This is a genomic window from Vibrio sp. B183, from assembly GCF_000740665.1.
Lineage (GTDB): Bacteria > Pseudomonadota > Gammaproteobacteria > Enterobacterales > Vibrionaceae > Vibrio > Vibrio coralliilyticus.
In genome coordinates this window covers 20,870-42,323 of record NZ_JPQB01000023.1, presented here as the reverse complement: position 1 = coordinate 42,323, position 21,454 = coordinate 20,870, and the positions used below count along the sequence as shown (strand labels likewise).

Here is a 21,454-nt window from a genome sequence, read left to right as displayed (position 1 = left end):
TTTCGCTAGGTAACTCTGGCATTTCCTACTAATATTTTGCGGTTTAGAATAGATTTTTATCTCGTACTAGCTCTCTAGGTAGACCATTCTTCACTCGGTTCCCAACCCATTTCCCTAGTCCAATCACATCGTTACCAAGCTTTACAATCACTTCACCTTTGCCTGATTGGTTCTCTGGTCGAACGTCTCTACCCATAAACCATTCACGGGCATCATCAGTAGAAAGTGTGACGCAGTTCGACTCGTGACCAGTGGCTAACGCTGTCGCGACCTGATGCTGCCATCTGTAGCCTTTCTTATGAGCCTCCGCGATTTTAATCCCCATTCTTGAGAAGCGAAATTCGCCAAGCATAGGTCCTAGTGCGTTAGGGAAGAGCCAGACATCGTTGTCGCGCATCCAAACTCCTGAATCTTTGGGAAGCTCGATATCTAAACTGTCACGCAGCTGTTTACTGATTTCTTGATGAACTTTGTTCGATGCTTTTTCGAATGGGAACTTGCCTAGGCGCTTTTTCACTTGTGGTGCTTCAGTAGAGCCAAGCTTTTTCATTCTGGCGACAAAGAAGCCTTCACAATCATACATTTGAGGGAAAATGTGCAGGAAGCCTTCCTCGGTTAACGCTTTCTCTGATTCAGGGAAGAGAGAATCCAGAGGCTCAAATTCTACGAGATCGCCAAATTGTTCTTTCAAGTGTAAACAGACTTGTTGGTTTTCTTCGATGCTTAATGTGCACGTTGAGTAAACCATAACACCGCCAGGCTTTAGTGCGTAAAACGCACTCTCTATTAGGTCTTTCTGGGTGTCAGCGATGGATAGAACGGAATCTTTGCTCCAGTTCTTCATCGCATCTGCGTCTTTACGCACTGTGCCTTCACCTGAGCAAGGAGCATCAATCAAGACTGCCTCAAACTGTTCTGGCAGCCAGCCACCAAAGACTCGGCCGTCATAATTACTCAGCGCGGCGTTGCGCACACCACAGCGTTCAATATTGGCGTGCAAGACCTTGACTCTGCTTGATGAGAATTCATTAGCGACCAGCACACCTAAGTTATCCATTTTTGCCGCAATTTGAGTGGTTTTTGAACCCGGTGCAGCGGCCATGTCGAGCACACTGAGGAAGTCGTCATTCTGATCCTGAAACAAGGCCGACACAGGCATCATTGAGCTGGCTTCTTGAATATAGAACAAGCCGGACATGTGTTCTGCCGTGTTGCCAAGTGGGGTTTCTGATTCGTCGGCATCGATCCAAAACCCTTCTTCACACCATGGTACAGGTGACAGTTGCCAGCCTTTTTCTTGGGCTCGCTGGGTAAACTCTGAGATAGAAATCTTCAACGTGTTTACGCGAATACTTTTACGGAGCGGACGTTGACACGCGGCGACAAAGTCTTCCATATTGAGGCCGTCAGGAAGAATGGCTTCCATTTCTTTCAAAAATTCTTCGGGTAAGTAGACGTTCTGATGCAAAGTTCTATCTCAGTTTTTATAGGGGCCGGAATTATAGCGGATTGAAAAACAAAACGCAGCGAAATCGCTGCGTTTGAAAGCCTAATGTTATTTATGGTTTCGGAATAGCGGTGCGCCATGTCTTCCAACTCTCCTCTGGTGTTGGATAGAGGAAGAAAGACTGACCAGGCTGGGCTATAGGCTGAAGCTGACTGTTCTCAGGAGTTGAAAAGGTGATTCCGCCTCTCACAATACTGTCTATGGTTCCTGCTTTGATGTTGGCGCCACCCAAACCGATGGAAACATCGACACCTGAAGTGTTCCAGAAAATGCTATTTTGTCTTACAAGATAAGCGTATTTAGGTTGGATAGAGATGGTCGAGACAACGCGATCAGCAAACTCTCCGAGTTCCACATTAGTCACTTTACCCACTTCAATTTCTCTATAGAGTACAGGTGTGCCTTTAGCGACGGAGCCACGAGACTCGCTTTGTAGGGTGAAGGACACCCCCTGATTATCTCTCTCTTCTTTATTAAGATGGAAAGTATGCTGAGCTTTACCTTCCCCAGGGACTACGTTAATAGTTTGAGTGAGAAGGTTTTGAAGATTCTTCACGCCATTCAAGCCAACAGTCGCCTGAGCAACCCAGAAGTAGCTACCTTCGGTTGCTAGCTTGTCTGCATACTCAGGCAGCACTCGCAGTTTAATTTCAACACGCTCACGCTTAAAATCAGGTATAACAAGGGTGACTTCACCCACTTGTACACCGTTATATTTTACCGCTGTTCCTTTGGTAATATTGTTCTCACCCTCAGCATTGAGCGTAATGACATGGCCAAACTTTCGCGCAGTTTTGAAATCTTGATAGAGCAGCCATTTATCATTTTGTTTGTTTTCGACACCCGGCAAAGAATCGAAAGCGATACCGCCTTGAATGAGTGATTTCAAAGGCGCAGCCTTAACACTGATACCAGCTAGAGTAGCATCCACTTCAACGCCGGAACGGTTCCAAAACACAGTCTGTTCAGTGACAAGGTGTTTGTATTGGTTTTCAATACTCGCGGTAATGATCACGCCACCATCAACAAGGTGGAAATCGGAAATGCTACCCACTTGCAGGTTACGATAAAGTAGTGGGCTACCTTTGCTGATAGAGGGAAGCTCGTTAGCAAACAGCGTAATACTTTCTGAGCCAGACATATTGTATTTCGCCAATTCCGCTAGGGACTTACTTGGATACAATGTGTATTGCTCTCTAGGGTTGTCAGAACCTTCGCTAACAAAACTGATAGAACCTGTAAGAAGCTGCTGTGCTGGCGGGACGTTGATGTTCAGTCCAGATTCAGTGAGCTCAGCGGTGGCGCTACCTGTGACGAAGAATCGGTTCTGTGACTTAATTAGCTCGGCGTAGGTTTTATCCACCAGAACGTCCAAGTTTACCTTCTCACCTTTGAGCAATACTTTCGTTACTTCACCAACGGTGATGCCTCGGTATAGTACATTAGCACCAGCACCAAGTCCGAAAGAATTGTCAGCAATCAGAGTCAGAGCCACAGATTTAGCTTGTTGTTTATTAAACTGTTCTTTGCGAATGGCGGAGAAATAGCGAGAGCGATCGCCTTTTCCAGGAACTAGGGTAAGGAAATTACCTTTCACCAAGTTTGTTAGATTTTCCACACCAGAGAGAGAGACTTTTGCTTCTTCGAGGATAAAATTGCTGCCGCTCGTTAGCATGTCTGAAAAAGCTGGCTGAATGGCGGCTGAGGCGACAATCTCTTTTCGCCCATTACTGAGCTGTAAATCAGTGATCTGACCGATTTCGATCCCTCGATACATGATAGGGGCACCAGTCGGACTGATTTGATTATCATCTGGCAGGGTGATTTTAATTGGTATACCACGCCCCGCGGTTTTTAGATCTGGGTAGAGTTTAAACCGAGTATTATCGGCAACGGGTTCACCGCCGTCTGGCGAATCGACGGCAATGGAACCCCCAATCAGGGCACTTAAACTCTCTAATCTGACATCAACCCCTTCAAAGCCAATATTGGCGCCGATACCGCTGACATTCCAGAACCGACTTTCGTCGGTAATGACCTTTCGGTATTCATCGTGAATTGAGGCTTGAATGAGGACATTTTTACCTTGGCCGTCAAGTTGATAGCTATAGACTTCACCAATTGGAATCTTACGATAGACTATTTGCGAGCCAACAGAAATGCCGCCTAGATCTTCTGCTCGGAGGGTGATGTTCAAGCCTTCATTGGCGAGAATGTCTGAAGGCGCTAGTTCAAGCGCAGTAAACTTTGTTTCAGGTTCTGCTGGGTTATCACTAGGTTGGATTGCAATGTAGTTACCTGAAACCAGAGCGTCTAACCCCGAAATTCCTGAAAGGCTAGCGGTCGGTTTTACCATCCAGAAGCGGGTTTCCTTTGAAAGTAATTTGGCCGCTTCTGGGTAGATATCTGCTTCGACGTAAATACTCTCAAGATCTTCAGCCAAATTAATATCACGTACCATGCCGACTTCGAGACCCTGATAGCGAATGGTCGTTCGACCTGCAACTAAGCCCTGAGCGTCAGAGAAGTAGATCTGAATTCGCTGACCGGCGTCGTTAATCGCCTTAATAACTAACCAACCTGCGAGCACCATGGTCAATACGGGTAATAACCACAGCGGTGACACGCCTTTATTGCGCTTAACGTCCGGTGAGTAAGAAGGCTGATTAGAAGATGAATTAGTCATTTAAAGGTTCTTCTCTTTTCTCTGATTTGCTCTTAGCTGAATCTGGGTAATTGTCCCACAACAGTCTTGGGTCAATACTCTCTGCCGCCAGCATAGTCAATACAACAACGATTCCAAACGCAACCGCCCCATACCCTGGAGTAAAGTCGAGTATCTGGCCGCGATCGACTAACGTCATCATGATAGAAATTACAAACAAATCCATCATGGACCAACGCCCTATCCATTTAATAACAAAATAGATGATCATTCTCTGACGATGAAATACTTTGCGCTTGAATTGGATCGCGAGCAATAAGTACGCCAAACCGATGATTTTGGCGACGGGAACGACAATACTCGCTACAAATATAATGACCGCAATGCCTGGCATACCATTCTTTACCAGTGATGCAACACCGGAAAAAATGGTGTCTTCAAGCCTTTGTCCATTAGTAATTAGAATCGATATTGGGATGAGGTTTGCCGGAAAAATGGCAATCGTAGCGGCAACAAGATAAGCCCAAGTTATTTGTACGGAACGAGGCTTTCGATGATAAATGGGTTTATGGCATCGAACACACTCAGTTCCTTCTGGCTGAGAAAGATGACAATGGTGGCAGTGGAGTTGTTTTTCTTTGAAATGATAAGAACGTTCAGACTCGTACGCTTCCCAATAGCGACGTACACTCACTCGTGTTACAAGCATGACTGTCGCGATCTGTAACAGGACCAAACCATATAAACCGACGCCCACGTATATGTCAGAATAGTCCTGCAACTTAAAGCAGGAAATAGCGACACTAACGAGAAATACATCAATCATCACCCAGTTTTTGAGGTGTTGAATCGTATAAAGCGAATATTTGAGTAACGGAAAATTACGTTGTTTTAATGCAGCGTGAGCAGTTAGGACCGAACCGCTGACTAGTAAAGGAGCGATGGAGCTGCAAAAGATAATTAATAAAGATAGGAAAACAAAACCTTCATCAAATAGCGTGAAAACGCCAGAAGGTAAGGTCGCTGGAATCATGACGCCAAATAGGCGAATACTAATAAAGTCAAAGAAATGAGAAGGTATGAAGAGCAATAGACAAGTAATCGCAATGGCTAGGTTACCGGATAATGAAGGTGTACCTCCACGATATAACTTGCTTCCACATCGTGGACAATAAGCGCTTTTGCCTCGCTCGACACTGACAGTATCTATTGGGAGTTCACACCCATGACATAGTCTTACATGTGAAGCTTCAGAAAGGTGAGACGTTAATTTAGGAGGGCTCATATTGCCCTCCGAAACTTAAGCAATAGCAGGATCTCAGGCGTGCGATTGAACGCTTCCATAAAGCGTCTGGTATAAACCTTCTTGTTTAACCAACTCAACATGAGTCCCTGCCTGTGTTACTTGTCCATCTTCTAAAACGTAGATCAAATCAGCCTGTTTAACTGCAGACAGTCGATGAGCAACGATTAAAGTTGTACGCCCATCTAAAAACTCTGTCAGTGCTTTATGCAGTGCTGCTTCTGTCGCCGTATCTAACGCAGACGTTGCTTCATCCAGAATGACAAACTTAGGATCGCTAAGAACCATTCTTGCAATAGCAAGTCGCTGCCTTTGGCCGCCGGACAATCGAATGCCGTTTCGGCCAATTTGTGTATTTAAACCGTCACTTAACTGACTTATGACATCCTGCATTTGAGCAATTTCAAGCGCTCGCCATAATTGCAAATCGTCATAGTCAGAGCCGAGCGTCAGATTATGCCTTAAACTGTCATTGAATAGTATAGGTTGTTGTAATACAACGGCAATTTGATCACGTATTACGTCATAACTGATATCATCTGTTGTCTCACCATTGAAACGAATGATACCTGAATCCTGTCGATATACACCAATGAGCAACTGGATGAGCGTCGATTTTCCGCCACCACTTGCTCCAACCAATGCAACTTTCTTTCCAGCTGGAATATTCAAGTTTAGATTATCGAGTACTTTGCTTTCTTCATTATAAGAAAAATCAATGTTTTCAATCTTGACGTCGACTTCTCTGTCCGTTGTAAACGGGTTGATTTTACTAAGTGGGCGGTGCTCTTCTTCCAAGTCGAGTAGGGCATTGATACGTCCCATTGCCGCTTTTGCGCTGTACCAAGAAAACTGAATACCAAGTAACTCTTGCACTGGGCCCAACATAAACCATAGGTAGCCAAAGACAGCAAATATTTGACCGATGGTTAAGTCACTGAACAAGACCATTAACATGGCAACAGCACGGAACAATTCAAAACCAAGCAGGAATAGAAGAAAAGAGACTCGTCCAGCGGCTTCGGATTGCCACGCGTATTTATCAGCGTCTACACGAACCTGGTTGGCCTGTTGCTTTAATTCGCTAAGAAATTCTCGTTCACGATTGGCTGCACGCAGCTGGTAGATGCCGTCTAAGGTTTCAACAAGACGATTTTGGAATCGCTCAAAAGATTGGTTCTCGCGTTTTTTAAGATGTTTTACTTTACTGCCCAGCTTTCGAGAGAAGTAAATAACAATAGGATTGACCAAAAGGATGAATAAGCCGAGACGCCACTCCAACCAAAGTAGAACACCAGCTGTACCGATGACCGTTAACAAACTAATGAGGAATTTACTGAGTGTTGTACCGATGAACTGGTCAATGGTTTCTACATCGGTAATCAAGTGAGCATTGATACCTCCGCTTCCACGCGTTTCGTATTGTCTGATACTGATACGACCTAATTTGTCGATCATCTTGCTGCGCATCTGATACGTGATCGTTTTGGATACGAGAGTAAACTGGCGTCCCTGCAGGATATTTAAACCTTGGCTCACGGTTCGCATCAGAACGACGAGAAGCAGGGTAAGGAATATATAGCCGGTTGGTGTCTGCATTGAAACAGGCAACACTTTATCCATTAACTCAAGGCCCGTTGCAGGCTTATCAAGCAGGACTTCATCGACCATTAAAGGCATTAAAAGAGGGATAGGTACACTGACGAGTGTTGCGAAAAGCGCGATGATGTTGGCGAGAACAAGTTTTGACTTGTGCTTTTTTACTTGAGTTATCAGCCAAGAACGGCTAATAGTGTTGGGGTTATCAGACATTATAATGAGAATGCTTACTATTTAGAGTTTACGGACGATTGTACGTTGATTCATGATGGAAGTCTCTAATTTTCAAATGGAAGTCAATATGAAAATAGAACATTACCACCGCTTAACCAAGCAAGCTGTTGCACTTTTAGAGTCAGAAAAAGACCTTATCGCCAATTTGTCGAACCTAAGTGCTCTTTTAAATATGGAGCTTGAGGAACTTAATTGGGTGGGTTTCTATCTAATGAAAGAAGGGGAACTGGTTCTTGGTCCATTTCAGGGGCAACCTGCGTGCGTGAGAATTCCTGTTGGTCGTGGTGTATGTGGAACAGCCGTGGCAACCAATAAGGTGCAACGTGTTTACGACGTCCATCAGTTTGAAGGACATATCGCGTGCGATGCCGCCAGTAATTCCGAGATCGTCATTCCATTTAGCATTAATGGCCAAATTGTAGGTGTACTCGATATTGACAGCCCGAAAGTGGGTCGATTTAGTGAAATAGATGAAGAAGGTTTGACGTTTTTGATGAGCGAAGTGGAAAAGCTGTTTAATTCACACGCTATCAGTGCATAATTTCCATATTGAGTGTGGTTTTTCGCTTGCAGGTCACTATAATACCTGAAATATTTATCTTAATGCTCGCGGACAAGCCGCACTAACCAGGACTCCTCATGGAAAACACTGAAAAGTTAAAAAACAGCAAAGAAGTGATTGCATATATTGCTGAATGTTTCCCTAAGTGCTTTACTTTAGAAGGTGAAGCAAAACCACTTAAAATTGGTATTTTTCAAGATCTTGCGGAACGTCTAAGCGACGATCCAAAAGTGAGTAAAACTCAGCTTCGTGCAGCGTTAAGACAATACACTTCTTCATGGCGTTACCTACACGGTGTTAAGCCGGGTGCGACTCGTGTTGACCTAGATGGCAACTCAGCAGGTGATCTGGAAGAAGAGCATGTTGAACACGCAAAAACAGCGCTAGCTGAAAGCAAGGCTAAAGTGCAAGCTCGTCGTAAAGAGCAAGCTCAAAAAGCTCGTGAAGAAGGTAAAGCGAAAGCTAAGCCGGCTAACAAAAAGCCACAAAGCCGTCGCCCACAACAAAACAAAGCACAGAAAGCCAGCAAGCCAGTAGAAACGCGCGCTCTGAATGCTGATGAAATTACAATCGGTAATCAAGTAAACGTAAATATGGGCAAAGGAAACATGGCTGCGACTATCGTTGAAATCAATAAGGAAGATGTGCGTGTTCAACTGTCTAACGGCCTGCAAATGGTTGTGAAAGCGGAGCACCTGCGCGCATAAAGGAGATACTCCTACGCATGAAATGCCGTTCAAAATTGTCGCTGATTGCTGCTAGCCTCTGGCTGGCAGCTTCGTCAGCAAACGCTCTTGAAGCGAAAATTACTCTCGAAGACTTACCCGTCTTAGCTCCTGAAGCCCAACATGCGACAGCAAGTAAACGCGTTACCTCACGCTTCACTCGTTCTCACTACAAGCACTTCACACTCAACGATCAATTCTCTCAGGCGATATTCCAACGTTATGTAGAGTCTCTCGATTTCAATCGTAACGTTTTCACGCAAGCCGATATCGACTCATTTAACAAGTGGGCTGCTGGTATCGATGACCAGCTAAAGTCCGGTGATAACCAGATTGCTTTTGATATTTACAACTTGTCGATGAAGCGCCGCTACGAACGATTTGTCTATGCACTGTCTTTGCTTGATAAAGAAATGAAGTTTGATACTGATGAAAGTATTGAGCTCGACCGAAGTGAAGCGGCTTGGCCAAAAGATACGGCGGAGTTGGATGAACTTTGGAGAAAGCGTGTTAAATATGATGCGCTGAACCTCAAACTGACGGGTAAAGATTGGGAAGAGATCAAAGACGTCTTAGGCAAGCGTTATAACAATGCCTTGAAACGTCTGAGTCAAACTCACAATGAAGATGCATTCCAACTGTACATGAATGCGTTTGCCCGTGAAGTGGACCCGCACACCAGCTATTTATCACCGAGAAGTGCTGATCAATTCCAGACGGAAATGAACCTTTCACTGGAAGGTATTGGTGCCGTACTTCAAATGACAGACGATTACACTGTAATTCGCTCATTGGTCGCTGGTGGCCCTGCATCTAAGAGTAAGCAATTAGCTGAAGGTGATCGCATTATTGGTGTCGGCCAAGACGGTGAAGATATTGTTGATGTAATCGGCTGGCGACTAGATGATGTCGTTCAGTTGATTAAAGGCCCGAAAGGGACCAAGGTCAATCTACAAATCTTGCCTGAAGGTAAAGATGCGAAAGCGGAAGTCATCACCATTATTCGAGACAAAATTCGTCTTGAAGACCGCGCAGTGAAATCTGAAGTCATTGAAAAAGATGGTAAGAAGATTGGCGTATTGGAAGTACCAAGCTTTTACGTTGGTCTTGCAAAAGATACAGATAAGTTGATTACCGACCTGAAAGACCAAGGCGTAGATGGCATTATTGTTGACTTGCGTAACAATGGTGGTGGTGCGTTAACAGAAGCTACGGCTCTATCTGGTCTCTTTATTACTAGCGGGCCAGTAGTTCAAGTTCGTGATAGCTACGGTCGGGTCAATGTAAATAGTGATACCGACGGCAAGATCAGCTACGACGGTCCGATGACGGTATTGATTAACCGCTACAGTGCATCAGCTTCAGAAATCTTCGCTGCTGCTATGCAGGACTATGGCCGCGCGATTATTCTTGGCGAAAACTCTTTTGGTAAAGGTACGGTTCAGCAACACCGTTCGTTAAATCATATCTATGATTTATTTGATAAAGAGTTAGGTTACGTTCAGTACACAATTCAGAAGTTTTATCGTATCGATGGTGGCAGTACGCAAAATAAAGGTGTTGCACCTGACATTGCTTACCCAACGCCAATTGAGCCTAGCGAAACAGGCGAGAGTGTTGAAGATAATGCACTGCCTTGGGATAGTATTGATAAAGCAAAATATGAAGTGTTACAGCGTAACGAAAAACTGATCAACAAGCTTAATAGCGAGCACCAAGCCAGAATCGCTAACGATCTGGAATTCCAGTTTATTGCTGAAGATATCGAAAAGTATAAAGCTGAGAAGGACGATAACTCACTATCTCTTAACGAAAAAGTTCGCAAAGAGGAAAGTGATAAGGCGGATGACGATCGCTTAGCTCGTATCAATCTGAGACAAAAATCTCACGGAGAGAAAGCATTTGAATCTCTCGATGATGTGCCAAAAGACTACGAAGCTCCAGATGCCTATCTAGATGAATCCGTAGCTATCATGGTTGATATGCTTAAATAGCTGAAAATAAAGGAAATAAAAAGCGAGCCAATTAACGGCTCGCTTTTTTTATATCAATAATTAACGTGATATAGATCAAAAAATTTCGCTTAATCAGATTTCGGCTCCTAAGCTTAAAGAAAAGAGTGAGGGGTGCGCTATGAGATGGATTGGAATTCTACTGACTTGTTTTAGCGTTTCTGTGTTCGCGAGTGAAACCAGAGATAACAGCGATTTAACTCAATTCGACCAGCCATTCCTGCTCGGTGACTGGTATTTGGTTAACCCAAATCCTGAGCAATCTGAAGAGAATTTTTTAGCCATCAAACTCAGCCTCGACTCCAACTATAGCTTCAAGATCGACATTCAAAAACGCGATTATTCGGTGGATCACTGGGAGGGACTTTACGCCGCGAATGAAGATACATTAATTCTCGGTTTGAATACCTCTGAACCGCAAATTTACAATTACAGCAGTAATCACAATATGTTGAATCTCAACGGTGTGGTGTTTACAAAAGCGTTATCCAACGCACTTGCGGGTATGTGGTCAAGTGCTCAGTTGAGTGGACATGAAATGGTAGCCAGTGAAGTTCAGCGGATGGATTTGATTTTGCAACCTGACTTCGTATTTATGTTTAGAGTGAGTAACGAAGAAGGCGACGAAGCTATCCATAAAGGTGTGTACTACACCGAAGGAGAGCATTTGGTGCTGCTCTATGAAAATGGTGAACATGAAACAAGATACAGCTTGAACAGCGATATTCTCACTCTGGAAATGGAAGAAGGAGCACTCTACGCCGTGCTGAACCGGGTAAGGTGATGCAACATTCAACAAATATAGGTGAGTATTTAGACGTATAGTTTGAACTTATTCGCCACAGTAGGGTAAAAGCGAGGTATTTAGACATAATACCTCGTTTTTTTAATTGTCTGGGGTTAAGCTAGCTCAAAATAAAATTATCAGCGTTTGCAAATAACAACATATTCAATAAGTGTCTCGAATAGACACAAGCACAATGTATTACATCTAGTCAGAAGGATTTCGACATGGCTCAAACACCTCAAGCCAAATATCGCAAAGATTATACTTCACCATCCCATACTATTTCAGACATCGACTTAACTTTCGATCTCCATGATACCGCGACAATCGTAACGGCGGTTTCTCAAGTTAAGCAGCTAAAAGATGACACAACGCTTCAATTGGAAGGTGAAAGCCTTAAGCTGGTTAGTGTCTCTGTTAACGGTGAGGCTTGGACAAGGTTTGAAGAAAAGGAAGGTGCGCTAGAGATTTCCGCACTACCTGAAGCGTTCGAACTGAAAATCGTCACTGAAATTAATCCCGAAGAAAACACGGCTTTGGAAGGTTTGTATAAATCTGGTGGCGCTTTCTGTACTCAATGTGAAGCGGAAGGTTTCCGTCGAATTACTTATTACATGGATCGCCCAGATGTATTAGCGAAATACACAACAAAAGTGATCGCAGACAAAGCGGCTTATCCATTCCTCTTGAGCAATGGTAACCGTATTGCAGAAGGAGAGCTGGAAGGTGGCCGTCATTGGGTCCAGTGGCAAGATCCGCATCCTAAGCCTGCGTATCTATTTGCATTGGTTGCTGGGGATTTTGATGTCCTTCGTGATAAGTATGTGACTAAATCTGGTCGTGATGTGGCATTAGAAATCTTTGTCGATAAAGGCAACCTCGATCGAGCGCCTCATGCAATGAAGTCTCTTATCAACTCAATGAAGTGGGATGAAGACCGCTTTGGTCTAGAGTATGACCTTGATATCTATATGATTGTTGCGGTTGATTTCTTCAACATGGGCGCAATGGAAAACAAAGGTCTTAACATCTTTAACTCTAAATTTGTTTTGGCTAATGAACAAACGGCAACAGATACTGACTACTTAGGTATCGAAGCGGTTATTGGTCATGAGTACTTTCACAACTGGACAGGCAACCGAGTTACTTGTCGAGACTGGTTCCAATTGAGCCTGAAAGAAGGCCTTACTGTATTCCGTGATCAAGAATTTTCATCGGACTTAGGCTCTAGAGCTGTGAATCGTATTAACAACGTACGAATTATTCGTGGTCCACAATTCGCAGAAGATGCAAGCCCTATGTCACATCCAATTCGTCCTGAAAAAGTTATAGAAATGAACAACTTCTATACTTTAACGGTATACGAAAAGGGCAGTGAAGTTATCCGAATGATGCATACACTGCTGGGAGAAGAAGGTTTCCAGAAGGGTATGAAGCTCTACTTTGAGCGTCATGATGGCACGGCGGCAACCTGTGAAGATTTTGTCACGGCTATGGAAGAAGCATCAGGTGTTGACCTGAAACAATTCCGCCTATGGTACAGCCAATCAGGTACACCAACGGTATCCGTTACAAGTGAGTATGATTCAGCGGCACAAACGTATTCGCTGACGGTTTCTCAACGTACTGAACCGACTCATGAGCAACAAGAAAAGCAGCCGCTGCATATTCCATTTGATGTTGAGTTGTACGCGGAAAATGGTGATGTCATCGAGTTACAATGTAACGGTAAAAAAGTTGAAAGTGTTCTTAACGTTACCGAAGCGGAGCAAACCTTCGTGTTCGAAAACGTATCTGAGCAACCAGTACCGTCTTTGCTACGTGAGTTCTCTGCTCCAGTTGTTCTCGAGTACGATTACAGCGATGAAGAACTGATTTTCCTGATGGTGCATGCGCGTAACGAATTTGCTCGTTGGGATGCTGGTCAAATGCTGTTAGCAAAATACATTCGTAGTAACGTTGAAGCAGTGCAAAACGGTCAAGATGTTGAACTGTCTCCAGCGCTGATTGATGCCTTCCGAGGTGTCTTATTGTCAGACAAGCTTGAACCAGCATTTATTGCCGAGATGATGGCATTGCCAAACCACAATGAAGTATCCGGCTGGTATAAACAAGTGGATGTTGATGCCGTTGCTAAAGTGCTTAAATCTATCAAAGTGAAGCTGGCTGCTGAGCTAGAAGATGAGTTTGGCGCGCTTTATCACAGTTTGAAGCAGGTTGAATACACAATCGATCACCCAGCGATCGGTAAGCGCTCTTTACGTAACACTGCTTTAGCTTACCTAGCATACACGGAACAAGGTAATGAGTTAGCAGAGAAGCAGTATTTCGATGCGAACAACATGACAGACACCATTGCAGCAATGAGTGCCGCGAATAGTGCGCAACTAGCATGCCGTGAAACACTGATGTCAGACTACAGTGATAAGTGGAAACATGATGGCCTGGTTATGGACAAGTGGTTTGCGCTGCAGGGTACTAACCCGGCAGATAATGTCTTGGATGTAATCAAGAATACGATGAGTCATGAAGCGTTCAGTTTGAAAAACCCGAACCGAACTCGTAGCCTCGTTGGATCTTTCCTGAATATGAACCCAGTGCGGTTCCACGCTAAGTCAGGTGAGGGCTACAAGTTCGCAGGTGAGATTCTGAAAGAACTGAACAGCAGTAACCCACAAGTCGCTTCGCGCCTGATTGATCCATTGCTCAAGTTCCGTAAATACGATGAAGAGCGTCAAGCGCTAATTAAAGCAGAGCTTGAAGCACTCAAATCGATGGACAACTTAGCAAAAGACCTATTTGAGAAGGTTAACAAAGCTCTGGAAGCCTAATCGCTGAGCGAAACAGTAGCACTTTATAGTGCTACTGTTTATTTATACAGTTCTTTCCTGCGCTTGGTAAAATCGTTACTTTTTTAATCAAAGAAAATGAATCAGTACTACTTTTCACTCAACATCTCTTATCAATCTTTTCTCGCTCATTACAATGGTGCGGCGAGCAACGTTTTAGTGGTGACAGACAATGGTTTACGCCTACAATTGCCTGCATCAAGATTCAGACCTTTTCTTAGTCAAATTGGCCTTAAGGGGCGTTTTCGTTTAACAACTGACCAAAATAACAAGTTTCTTAAGTTAGAAGTTCTGTGAGCAACTGATTTTATAGGAGTTTAAATAGTGCCTTAGTCACATTATCGAACATTTCACCTCCTACCACTCCTAAAAGAATTAACTATTTATCAATAAAGCTTTTACAATAAAGCGGCATTACCCGTGTTAAGCACTATGCTTACAACATCCCCCAAAAATATATACAATTCTAATTGTGGAGTGTGATTATGACCGCGCGTGAAACTCTGATGCCGGTTCTGCTTGAAAAGGTCTACAAACTGATTCAAGACAAACTCGAGCTTGCTCATCAACCTTTAGTCACTCAACTTGCTCAGCATTTATTCAATAACATATCTCAAGACGACCTAGTCGAACGAAACGAATCTGATTTATATGGCGCCGTAGTCAGCCTTTGGCACCATATTAATGAGAAAAAAGCAGATGATGTATCGGTCCGAGTTTTTAACCCGACCGTTAGCCGTCAAGGATGGCAATCCACACACACCATTGTAGAAATCGTCGTTCCTGACAGTCCTTTCCTTGTTGACTCGGTAAAAATGGCACTTAGCCGTTTAGACTTAGCTTCTCACCTTATGCTTCATGGCCCTACACAGATTGAACGCAATAAAAAAGGTGAAATTACCAGTATCAATGAAGGTGAAGGCGTACTTCAGTCGTTATTCCATGTTGAAGTTGACCGCTTGAGCGCGAAAGAGATGATGAGCTCTCTAAAAGAAGAGCTACTTAAAATCCTGACTGATACTGCTTTAGTGGTGCAAGACTGGTTACTGATGGTTGAAAAACTGGAAGAAGTAACGAATCAAGTTGAAGCGCAAGAAGGTAAGGTAGAAGTCGAACGCGATCGTTACGAGGAGACGATCAAGTTTCTGCGTTGGTTAGGTGATCACAACTTCACATTCATGGGCTACAAAGAATACGATCTCGTCAATGTTGACGGTGATACTGAACTTCGCCCAACAGCGGACAAAGGCCTAGGACTATTCGGCAATCGCAATCGTGTGCGTAGTGTGAAGCTTTCTGACTTTCCTGACTCTGCACGTCTGGAAGCGAAGAAGCCATTCTTGCTAATCATGACTAAAGGCAACACGCCTTCACGTATTCACCGCCCAGCTTATACCGATTACATCGGTATTAAGAAATTTGATAAAGACGGCAAAGTTGTCGGTGAGCACCGTTTCACTGGTCTTTATACCTCCGCTGTTTACAACCAGAGTGTCGAAAGCATTCCGCTAATTCGTGAAAAAGTTGAACGTATTCTTGCCGCAAGTGGCTATCGTGAAGGTTCGTACTCTTATAAAGCATTGCATAATATTCTTGAAAACTACCCTCGCGATGAACTGCTTCAAGCGAAAGAAGAAGAACTTCTTGAAGTGGGCATGGGTGTGGTGCAGATGCAAGACCGCGATATGCTTCGCCTGTTTGTTCGTAAAGACCCGTTTGGTCGTTTCTTCAGCTGTATGGTGTACGTAACGAAAGATCGTTATAACACAGAGCTTCGTCGTCAGACTCAGCGAATCCTAAAACAATATTTCGGCTGTGACAAAGAAGTCGAGTTTACAACTTACTTCTCAGAGAGCCCACTAGCCCGAACTCATTACATTGTTCGTGTTGATAACAACAACATGGACGTAGACGTTAAAACGATTGAGCAAAACTTAATGGAAGCATCTTCAACTTGGGATGATCGCCTGTCTGACGCGATTGTTGCGAACTTCGGTGAAAGTAAAGGTCTGCCTTTATCGAAAGAGTACCTACGTGCATTCCCTCGTTCGTACAAAGAAGATGTCATGCCTGGTTCTGCAGTAGCAGACATTGAACGTCTTGAAGCGCTTAGCGATGACAACAAGCTAGGTATGTTGTTCTATCGTCCGCAAGAGCTGGGTTCAGATTCAAAATCAGTTCGCCTGAAACTTTACCATCGAGATGAGCCTATTCACCTTTCAGATGTGATGCCAATGTTGGAAAACTTGGGTCTACGTGTGATTGGTGAGTCACCTTATGAAGTTCGTAAAGCGAATGGTCAGGTGTATTGGATCCTCGACTTCTCAATGCTTCATAAGAGTGAAAAGACAGTTGATCTTCGTGAAGCTCGTGATCGTTTCCAACAAGCGTTCGCTGCAATTTGGGCAGGTGAACTGGAAAGTGATGGTTTCAACCGCCTAGTACTTGGTGCTTCATTGACGGGTCGTGAAATTTCGATTCTTCGTGCCTACGCGCGATACATGCGTCAGGTAGGTTTCCCGTTCAGTCAACAATACATTGAAGAAACGCTAAGCCATTATCCGGAACTAGCGAAAGGTTTGGTTGAATTATTTGCTAAGCGTTTTGATCCTAAATTTAAGGGCAGTCAGAAAGGCCAGACTGAACTGACTAATAAGATCACAGAGCAACTCGATCATGTAGAAAGCTTGGATGATGATCGTATCATCCGTCGCTATGTCGAAATGATCAGTGCAACGCTGCGTACTAACTACTATCAGCTAGACGTAAATAAGCAGAATAAACCTTGGCTATCGTTGAAGATGAAGCCGAGCGACATTCCAGAAATTCCTCAGCCAGTTCCTGCATTTGAGATCTTTGTATATGCACCGGATATCGAAGGTGTTCACCTACGTGGTGGTAAAGTCGCTCGTGGTGGTCTTCGTTGGTCAGATCGTCAAGAAGACTTCCGTACCGAAATCTTAGGTCTGGTAAAAGCACAGCAAGTTAAGAATACGGTTATTGTTCCGGTTGGTGCAAAAGGCGGCTTTGTTTGTAAGCGTCAGCATACTCTAAGTGGTCGTGATGAGATCTTTGCTGAAGGTCAACGTTGTTACAAACGCTTTATTCGCGCACTTCTAGACGTATCAGACAACATTATCGAAGGGGAAGTGATTCCGCCGAAGAGTGTTGTTCGCCATGATGAAGATGATCCTTATTTGGTTGTTGCGGCAGATAAAGGTACAGCGACATTCTCTGATTTAGCGAACTCTGTATCTGATGAATACAACTTCTGGCTAGGTGATGCTTTTGCTTCCGGTGGTTCGAACGGTTACGACCACAAAGCAATGGGTATTACAGCGAAAGGTGGTTGGGAATCAGTAAAACGTCATTTCCGCGAAATGGGTATTAACTGTCAGACTACAGACTTCACTGCTATCGGTGTTGGTGATATGGCTGGTGACGTATTTGGTAACGGTATGCTGCTGTCTAAGCATATTCGTCTACAGGCTGCGTTTAACCACATGCATATCTTCATTGATCCAAACCCAGATTCAGCGAAGAGCTGGAAAGAGCGTGATCGTCTATTTAAGTTACCTCGTTCAAGCTGGGAAGATTACAACGCTAAGCTGATCTCTAAAGGTGGTGGCATCTTCTCTCGCCGAGCGAAGTCGATTGCTTTGACACCAGAAATTCAGAAGATGATCGGCACCAAGAAAGCGTCATTAGCACCAAATGATCTCATCAAGATGCTGCTTAAGATGGAAGTTGATCTTCTATGGAATGGTGGTATCGGTACCTACGTAAAAGCATCAAACGAAACGCACACTGATGTGGGCGACCGTGCTAACGACGTTCTGCGTATTGACGGACGTGACCTACGTGCAAAAGTTGTCGGTGAAGGTGGTAACTTGGGTATGACTCAGTTGGGTCGTATCGAGTATGCTCTGACTGGCGGCCGCGTAAACACGGACTTTGTTGATAACGTTGGTGGCGTGGATTGTTCGGATAACGAAGTTAACATCAAGATCTTCCTCAATGGCTTAGTAGCCAATGGCGATCTAACGGTTAAGCAGCGTAATAAGATCCTTGAGTCCATGGAAGATGAGGTGGGTGAGATTGTTCTTGATGACGCTTACTGCCAATCTGAATCTATCTCTGTGACTGAACAGCAGGGTACGTCTCTCGTGAAAGAGCAAATTCGCTTTATTCATGATTTAGAGAAAGCGGGTCATCTAGACCGTGCACTTGAATACATCCCAGATGATGAAACGTTACTTGAGCGTGAGAAGCTAGGTAAAGCATTGACTCGCCCTGAGCTATCAGTGCTAGTTGCTTATGGCAAGATGGTTCTGAAAGAAGAGCTAGTTCATGATGACATCGCTAACGATGATTACCATGCACAGCAACTTGTTAATTACTTCCCAACTGAGTTACGCCGTAACTATTCGCAGCAAATGGATAACCATCCGCTGCGTGCTGAGATTATTGCAACAGCGCTTGCAAATCAGATGGTTAACGAAATGGGTTGTAACTATGTGACACGCCTTCAAGAAGAGACAGGAGCACATGTTGTTGATATAGCAAATGCTTATGCAGCGTCACGTGAAATCTTTGGTTTAGGTGATGTGCTTAAGTCACTGCGTGAACTTGACAACGAAGCGTCAACGGAAGCGCAGTACGATATGATGTTCTATGTTCGTCGAACGTTACGTCGTCTATCTCGCTGGTTGTTACGCAACCGCACTGGCCGCCAATGTGTGAAAGCACTGATCGAACTTTACCAAGGTGATGTTGAAACGATCAAAGCCAAACTAGACGATATGCTGGTTCCATCTGAAGTCGAAGAGCATAACGAAATGGCTCAGGCATGGATTGAGCAGGGTATTAGTCCCGAAATTGCTAATTACGTTGCACGTTTGTCTAGCCTATACTCAGTACTGGATATTTCCACAGTATCTCGAGAAAAGGGCAAATCAGTAGAGCAGAGTGCTAAGTTGTACTACAACTTGGGTGATCGTTTGTCTCTTCACTGGTTCTTGAAACAGATCAATGGTCAGGCTGTCGACAACCATTGGCAGGCACTGGCAAGAGCGGCATTCCGCGAAGATCTTGATTGGCAGCAACGTCAGCTAACAGGTCAGGTATTAAGTTGCAGCTGTGCGCCAGAAGATCTCGACGTGATGAAAGCTCTGGACGATTGGATCGAAAATAATGAAATTTCACTCCATCGTTGGGAAAACATCCTTAATGAGTTCAAAGTCGGTTCAGTACATGAATTTGCTAAGTTCTCTGTAGCTTTACGTGAATTGATGCTGCTTAACTTAAACTGTTCAGCTAACGAGTAATCGACACATATTTCGTTGAATTATTCGGTAAAACAGTAAATAATACAGCCCCGTTTATACGGGGCTTTTTTCTATCGGAGGCACAATGCTTTACCGTCTAGCCAGAACTGGCTTTTTCCAACTTGATGCCGAAAAGGCACATGATCTCGCAATTCAAAACTTCAAACGTTTCACCGGTACTCCTCTCGATCTTCTTTATCGTCAACAACTTCCTAATCGTCCAGTCGAATGTATGGGCCTGACTTTCCGTAACCCTGTTGGCTTAGCGGCGGGTTTGGACAAAAACGGCGAATGTATTGAAGCTTTCGACGCAATGGGATTTGGCTTTGTTGAAGTCGGCACGGTAACACCGAGACCTCAAGCTGGTAACGATAAGCCGCGTCTTTTTCGTTTAGTGGAAGCTGAAGGAATTATCAACCGAATGGGCTTTAACAACTTAGGTGTTGACAATCTGGTTGATAACGTAAAGAAAGCCAACTTCGATTGTGTGCTTGGTATCAATATCGGTAAGAACAAAGATACACCGATTGAAAAGGGTGCCGAAGACTATCTGATTTGTATGGAAAAAGTGTATGAGCACGCAGGCTACATTGCAGTGAATATCTCATCACCAAATACTCCTGGATTACGCTCACTTCAGTACGGTGAAGCGTTGGATGAACTTCTGTCTGAGTTAAAAGTGAAGCAGGCCGAGCTAGCTGAGAAGCATAATAAGTATGTACCACTTGCACTTAAGATCGCTCCGGATCTTAGTGATGATGAGATCAGCCAGATCTGTGAGTCTTTATTGAAGAACAGCATTGATGGCGTGATTGCGACAAATACAACATTGGATCGCAGTGTTGTTGAAGGAATGAAGCATGCCAATGAAGCGGGTGGGTTGAGTGGCCGTCCGGTTCAATCTCGAAGCACCGAAGTTGTTCGTCGTTTACATGAAGAGTTGGGAGAGCAAATTCCGGTCATCGGGGTAGGTGGTATTGACTCATACGTTGCAGCGAAAGAGAAAATGATGGCTGGTGCACAACTTGTCCAAGTTTACTCTGGTTTTATCTATCATGGTCCAACGCTGGTGAGAGATATTGTTAAAAACCTATGATGGCTTTGGTGACGCTGTCACACGAACATAAAGCTTGAATTTACTCAGTTTCTGAAGAGGGGATGATTTATCATTTCCTCTTTTTTTTTGCTTATTAGCGAATAGAATTTCGGTAAATGTATGGGAAGGTAATTTAGTGTTTTACCTGAATTGACTTTTACACGAGATTGGAATGATGCTTAAACCGAGTGACAAATGGACTTGGTACTATGATGACACAGAGCAGCACCTGATGCTGGATCTGGGTGATGATATGGTATTCAAGACAAATCTTTCCAAAAAGTTGATTGTAGATTGCGCAATCGGTGTTAACGAATTCTCCGTTGACGACGCATCTGCTTACCAGACATACAAAGAGCAAATTGCTCATCTAGACCTTTCAGAGCCTCGTCAGGCTGAATTAGCACTCTATTGTGTTGCGGCAAAGCGCTTCCATAAGCCAGTCCAACCCAAGAGCTGGTTCTTCGATTGCATCTCTGATGGCTTAAGTGTGCCTGTGGAAGGCGATTTTGTCCAATTATCGAACAGCTACAGTGAGGGTTACTTCCTAGTACTAGAAGTAGGAGACAACTCTAGCTTATGCGCCTCTATTAATTTGGAAGCGTTCGTTCTCAATGGAGTCAAATCTTTGGGGTTTGGCCAAGCGATTAAGGTCATGCACGATCGCATGTCGAGCGCCAATCATATTCTCTCTGGTCAGACACAACCTATGGCTCTGGTCAGCTAACAATTCGTTCCTTTGTTTCATTTCCCTGTCGGCCTTCGAGCCGACTTTTTTTTGCCTAAAA

13 protein-coding genes are annotated in these 21,454 nt (G+C 44.1%); 9 read left to right on the top strand and 4 right to left on the bottom strand.

From position 1 onward, the window contains the following. Positions 1-43: 43 nt before the first annotated feature. The 4 genes from rsmF to IX95_RS21550 all read right to left on the bottom strand — a co-directional run bounded on the left by rsmF (position 44) and on the right by IX95_RS21550 (position 7,287). Positions 44-1,468: a 16S rRNA (cytosine(1407)-C(5))-methyltransferase RsmF gene (gene rsmF / locus IX95_RS21565; protein ID WP_038163933.1), complete on the bottom strand. Its 1,425-nt coding sequence runs from the start codon at positions 1,466-1,468 to the stop codon at positions 44-46. Between the two features lie 91 nt (positions 1,469-1,559). Continuing rightward, positions 1,560-4,193 (bottom strand): MlaD family protein, encoded by a 2,634-nt coding sequence (locus tag IX95_RS21560; protein ID WP_038163931.1) that lies wholly within the window; start codon positions 4,191-4,193, stop codon positions 1,560-1,562. Then, complete coding sequence (locus IX95_RS21555; protein WP_038163928.1) at positions 4,186-5,457, bottom strand: paraquat-inducible protein A; 1,272 nt, start codon at positions 5,455-5,457, stop codon at positions 4,186-4,188. The genes IX95_RS21560 and IX95_RS21555 overlap by 8 nt, the downstream gene beginning before the upstream one ends. A gap of 33 nt (positions 5,458-5,490) precedes the next feature. Next, complete coding sequence (locus IX95_RS21550; protein ID WP_038163927.1) at positions 5,491-7,287, bottom strand: ABC transporter ATP-binding protein; 1,797 nt, start codon at positions 7,285-7,287, stop codon at positions 5,491-5,493. An 88-nt stretch (positions 7,288-7,375) separates the two neighbouring features. Here IX95_RS21550 and IX95_RS21545 point away from each other — a divergent pair, with 88 nt between their 5' ends. From IX95_RS21545 to IX95_RS21505, 9 genes are all read left to right on the top strand, one after another. Continuing rightward, positions 7,376-7,849 (top strand): GAF domain-containing protein, encoded by a 474-nt coding sequence (locus IX95_RS21545; protein ID WP_038163926.1) that lies wholly within the window; start codon positions 7,376-7,378, stop codon positions 7,847-7,849. 98 nt (positions 7,850-7,947) lie between these two features. After that, positions 7,948-8,577: an RNA chaperone ProQ gene (proQ, locus tag IX95_RS21540; RefSeq protein ID WP_006962136.1), complete on the top strand. Its 630-nt coding sequence runs from the start codon at positions 7,948-7,950 to the stop codon at positions 8,575-8,577. Between the two features lie 17 nt (positions 8,578-8,594). Beyond that, the gene (gene prc, locus IX95_RS21535; protein ID WP_038163923.1) at positions 8,595-10,589 is read left to right on the top strand and encodes a carboxy terminal-processing peptidase; all 1,995 of its coding nucleotides are present in this window, start codon (positions 8,595-8,597) and stop codon (positions 10,587-10,589) included. Between the two features lie 139 nt (positions 10,590-10,728). Further along, a complete protein-coding gene (locus IX95_RS21530) occupies positions 10,729-11,391 on the top strand; it encodes a hypothetical protein (protein WP_006962138.1) in 663 nt (220 codons plus the stop codon). Positions 11,392-11,618: 227 nt separating this feature from the next. Next, complete coding sequence (gene pepN, locus IX95_RS21525; RefSeq protein ID WP_038163921.1) at positions 11,619-14,225, top strand: aminopeptidase N; 2,607 nt, start codon at positions 11,619-11,621, stop codon at positions 14,223-14,225. A 96-nt stretch (positions 14,226-14,321) separates the two neighbouring features. Next, on the top strand, positions 14,322-14,540 hold the full coding sequence (locus IX95_RS21520) for a DUF2835 domain-containing protein (protein WP_006962140.1): 219 nt from the start codon (positions 14,322-14,324) through the stop codon (positions 14,538-14,540). Between the two features lie 188 nt (positions 14,541-14,728). Next, entirely contained in the window at positions 14,729-19,570 is a 4,842-nt protein-coding gene (locus tag IX95_RS21515) for an NAD-glutamate dehydrogenase (RefSeq protein WP_038163919.1), read from the top strand. Positions 19,571-19,655: 85 nt separating this feature from the next. Further along, positions 19,656-20,666 carry a quinone-dependent dihydroorotate dehydrogenase gene (pyrD, locus tag IX95_RS21510; protein WP_019275527.1) on the top strand — a complete coding sequence of 337 codons (1,011 nt, stop codon included), beginning with the start codon at positions 19,656-19,658 and terminating at the stop codon, positions 20,664-20,666. Between the two features lie 175 nt (positions 20,667-20,841). Next, positions 20,842-21,393, top strand: a complete 552-nt coding sequence (locus tag IX95_RS21505) for a cell division protein ZapC (RefSeq protein WP_038163961.1) — start codon at positions 20,842-20,844, stop codon at positions 21,391-21,393. Positions 21,394-21,454: the final 61 nt, after the last annotated feature.

Excerpts from the sequence above, each read along its gene's own strand:
- IX95_RS21530 (WP_006962138.1), top strand. The coding sequence starts at position 10,729 with ATGAGATGGATTGGAATTCTACTGACTTGTTTTAGCGTTTCTGTGTTC.
- IX95_RS21560 (WP_038163931.1), bottom strand. The coding sequence starts at position 4,193 with ATGACTAATTCATCTTCTAATCAGCCTTCTTACTCACCGGACGTTAAG.
- pyrD (WP_019275527.1), top strand. The coding sequence starts at position 19,656 with ATGCTTTACCGTCTAGCCAGAACTGGCTTTTTCCAACTTGATGCCGAA.
- IX95_RS21515 (WP_038163919.1), top strand. The coding sequence starts at position 14,729 with ATGACCGCGCGTGAAACTCTGATGCCGGTTCTGCTTGAAAAGGTCTAC.
- IX95_RS21545 (WP_038163926.1), top strand. The coding sequence starts at position 7,376 with ATGAAAATAGAACATTACCACCGCTTAACCAAGCAAGCTGTTGCACTT.
- IX95_RS21550 (WP_038163927.1), bottom strand. The coding sequence starts at position 7,287 with ATGTCTGATAACCCCAACACTATTAGCCGTTCTTGGCTGATAACTCAA.
- IX95_RS21520 (WP_006962140.1), top strand. The coding sequence starts at position 14,322 with ATGAATCAGTACTACTTTTCACTCAACATCTCTTATCAATCTTTTCTC.
- IX95_RS21555 (WP_038163928.1), bottom strand. The coding sequence starts at position 5,457 with ATGAGCCCTCCTAAATTAACGTCTCACCTTTCTGAAGCTTCACATGTA.
- IX95_RS21505 (WP_038163961.1), top strand. The coding sequence starts at position 20,842 with ATGCTTAAACCGAGTGACAAATGGACTTGGTACTATGATGACACAGAG.
- prc (WP_038163923.1), top strand. The coding sequence starts at position 8,595 with ATGAAATGCCGTTCAAAATTGTCGCTGATTGCTGCTAGCCTCTGGCTG.
- pepN (WP_038163921.1), top strand. The coding sequence starts at position 11,619 with ATGGCTCAAACACCTCAAGCCAAATATCGCAAAGATTATACTTCACCA.
- proQ (WP_006962136.1), top strand. The coding sequence starts at position 7,948 with ATGGAAAACACTGAAAAGTTAAAAAACAGCAAAGAAGTGATTGCATAT.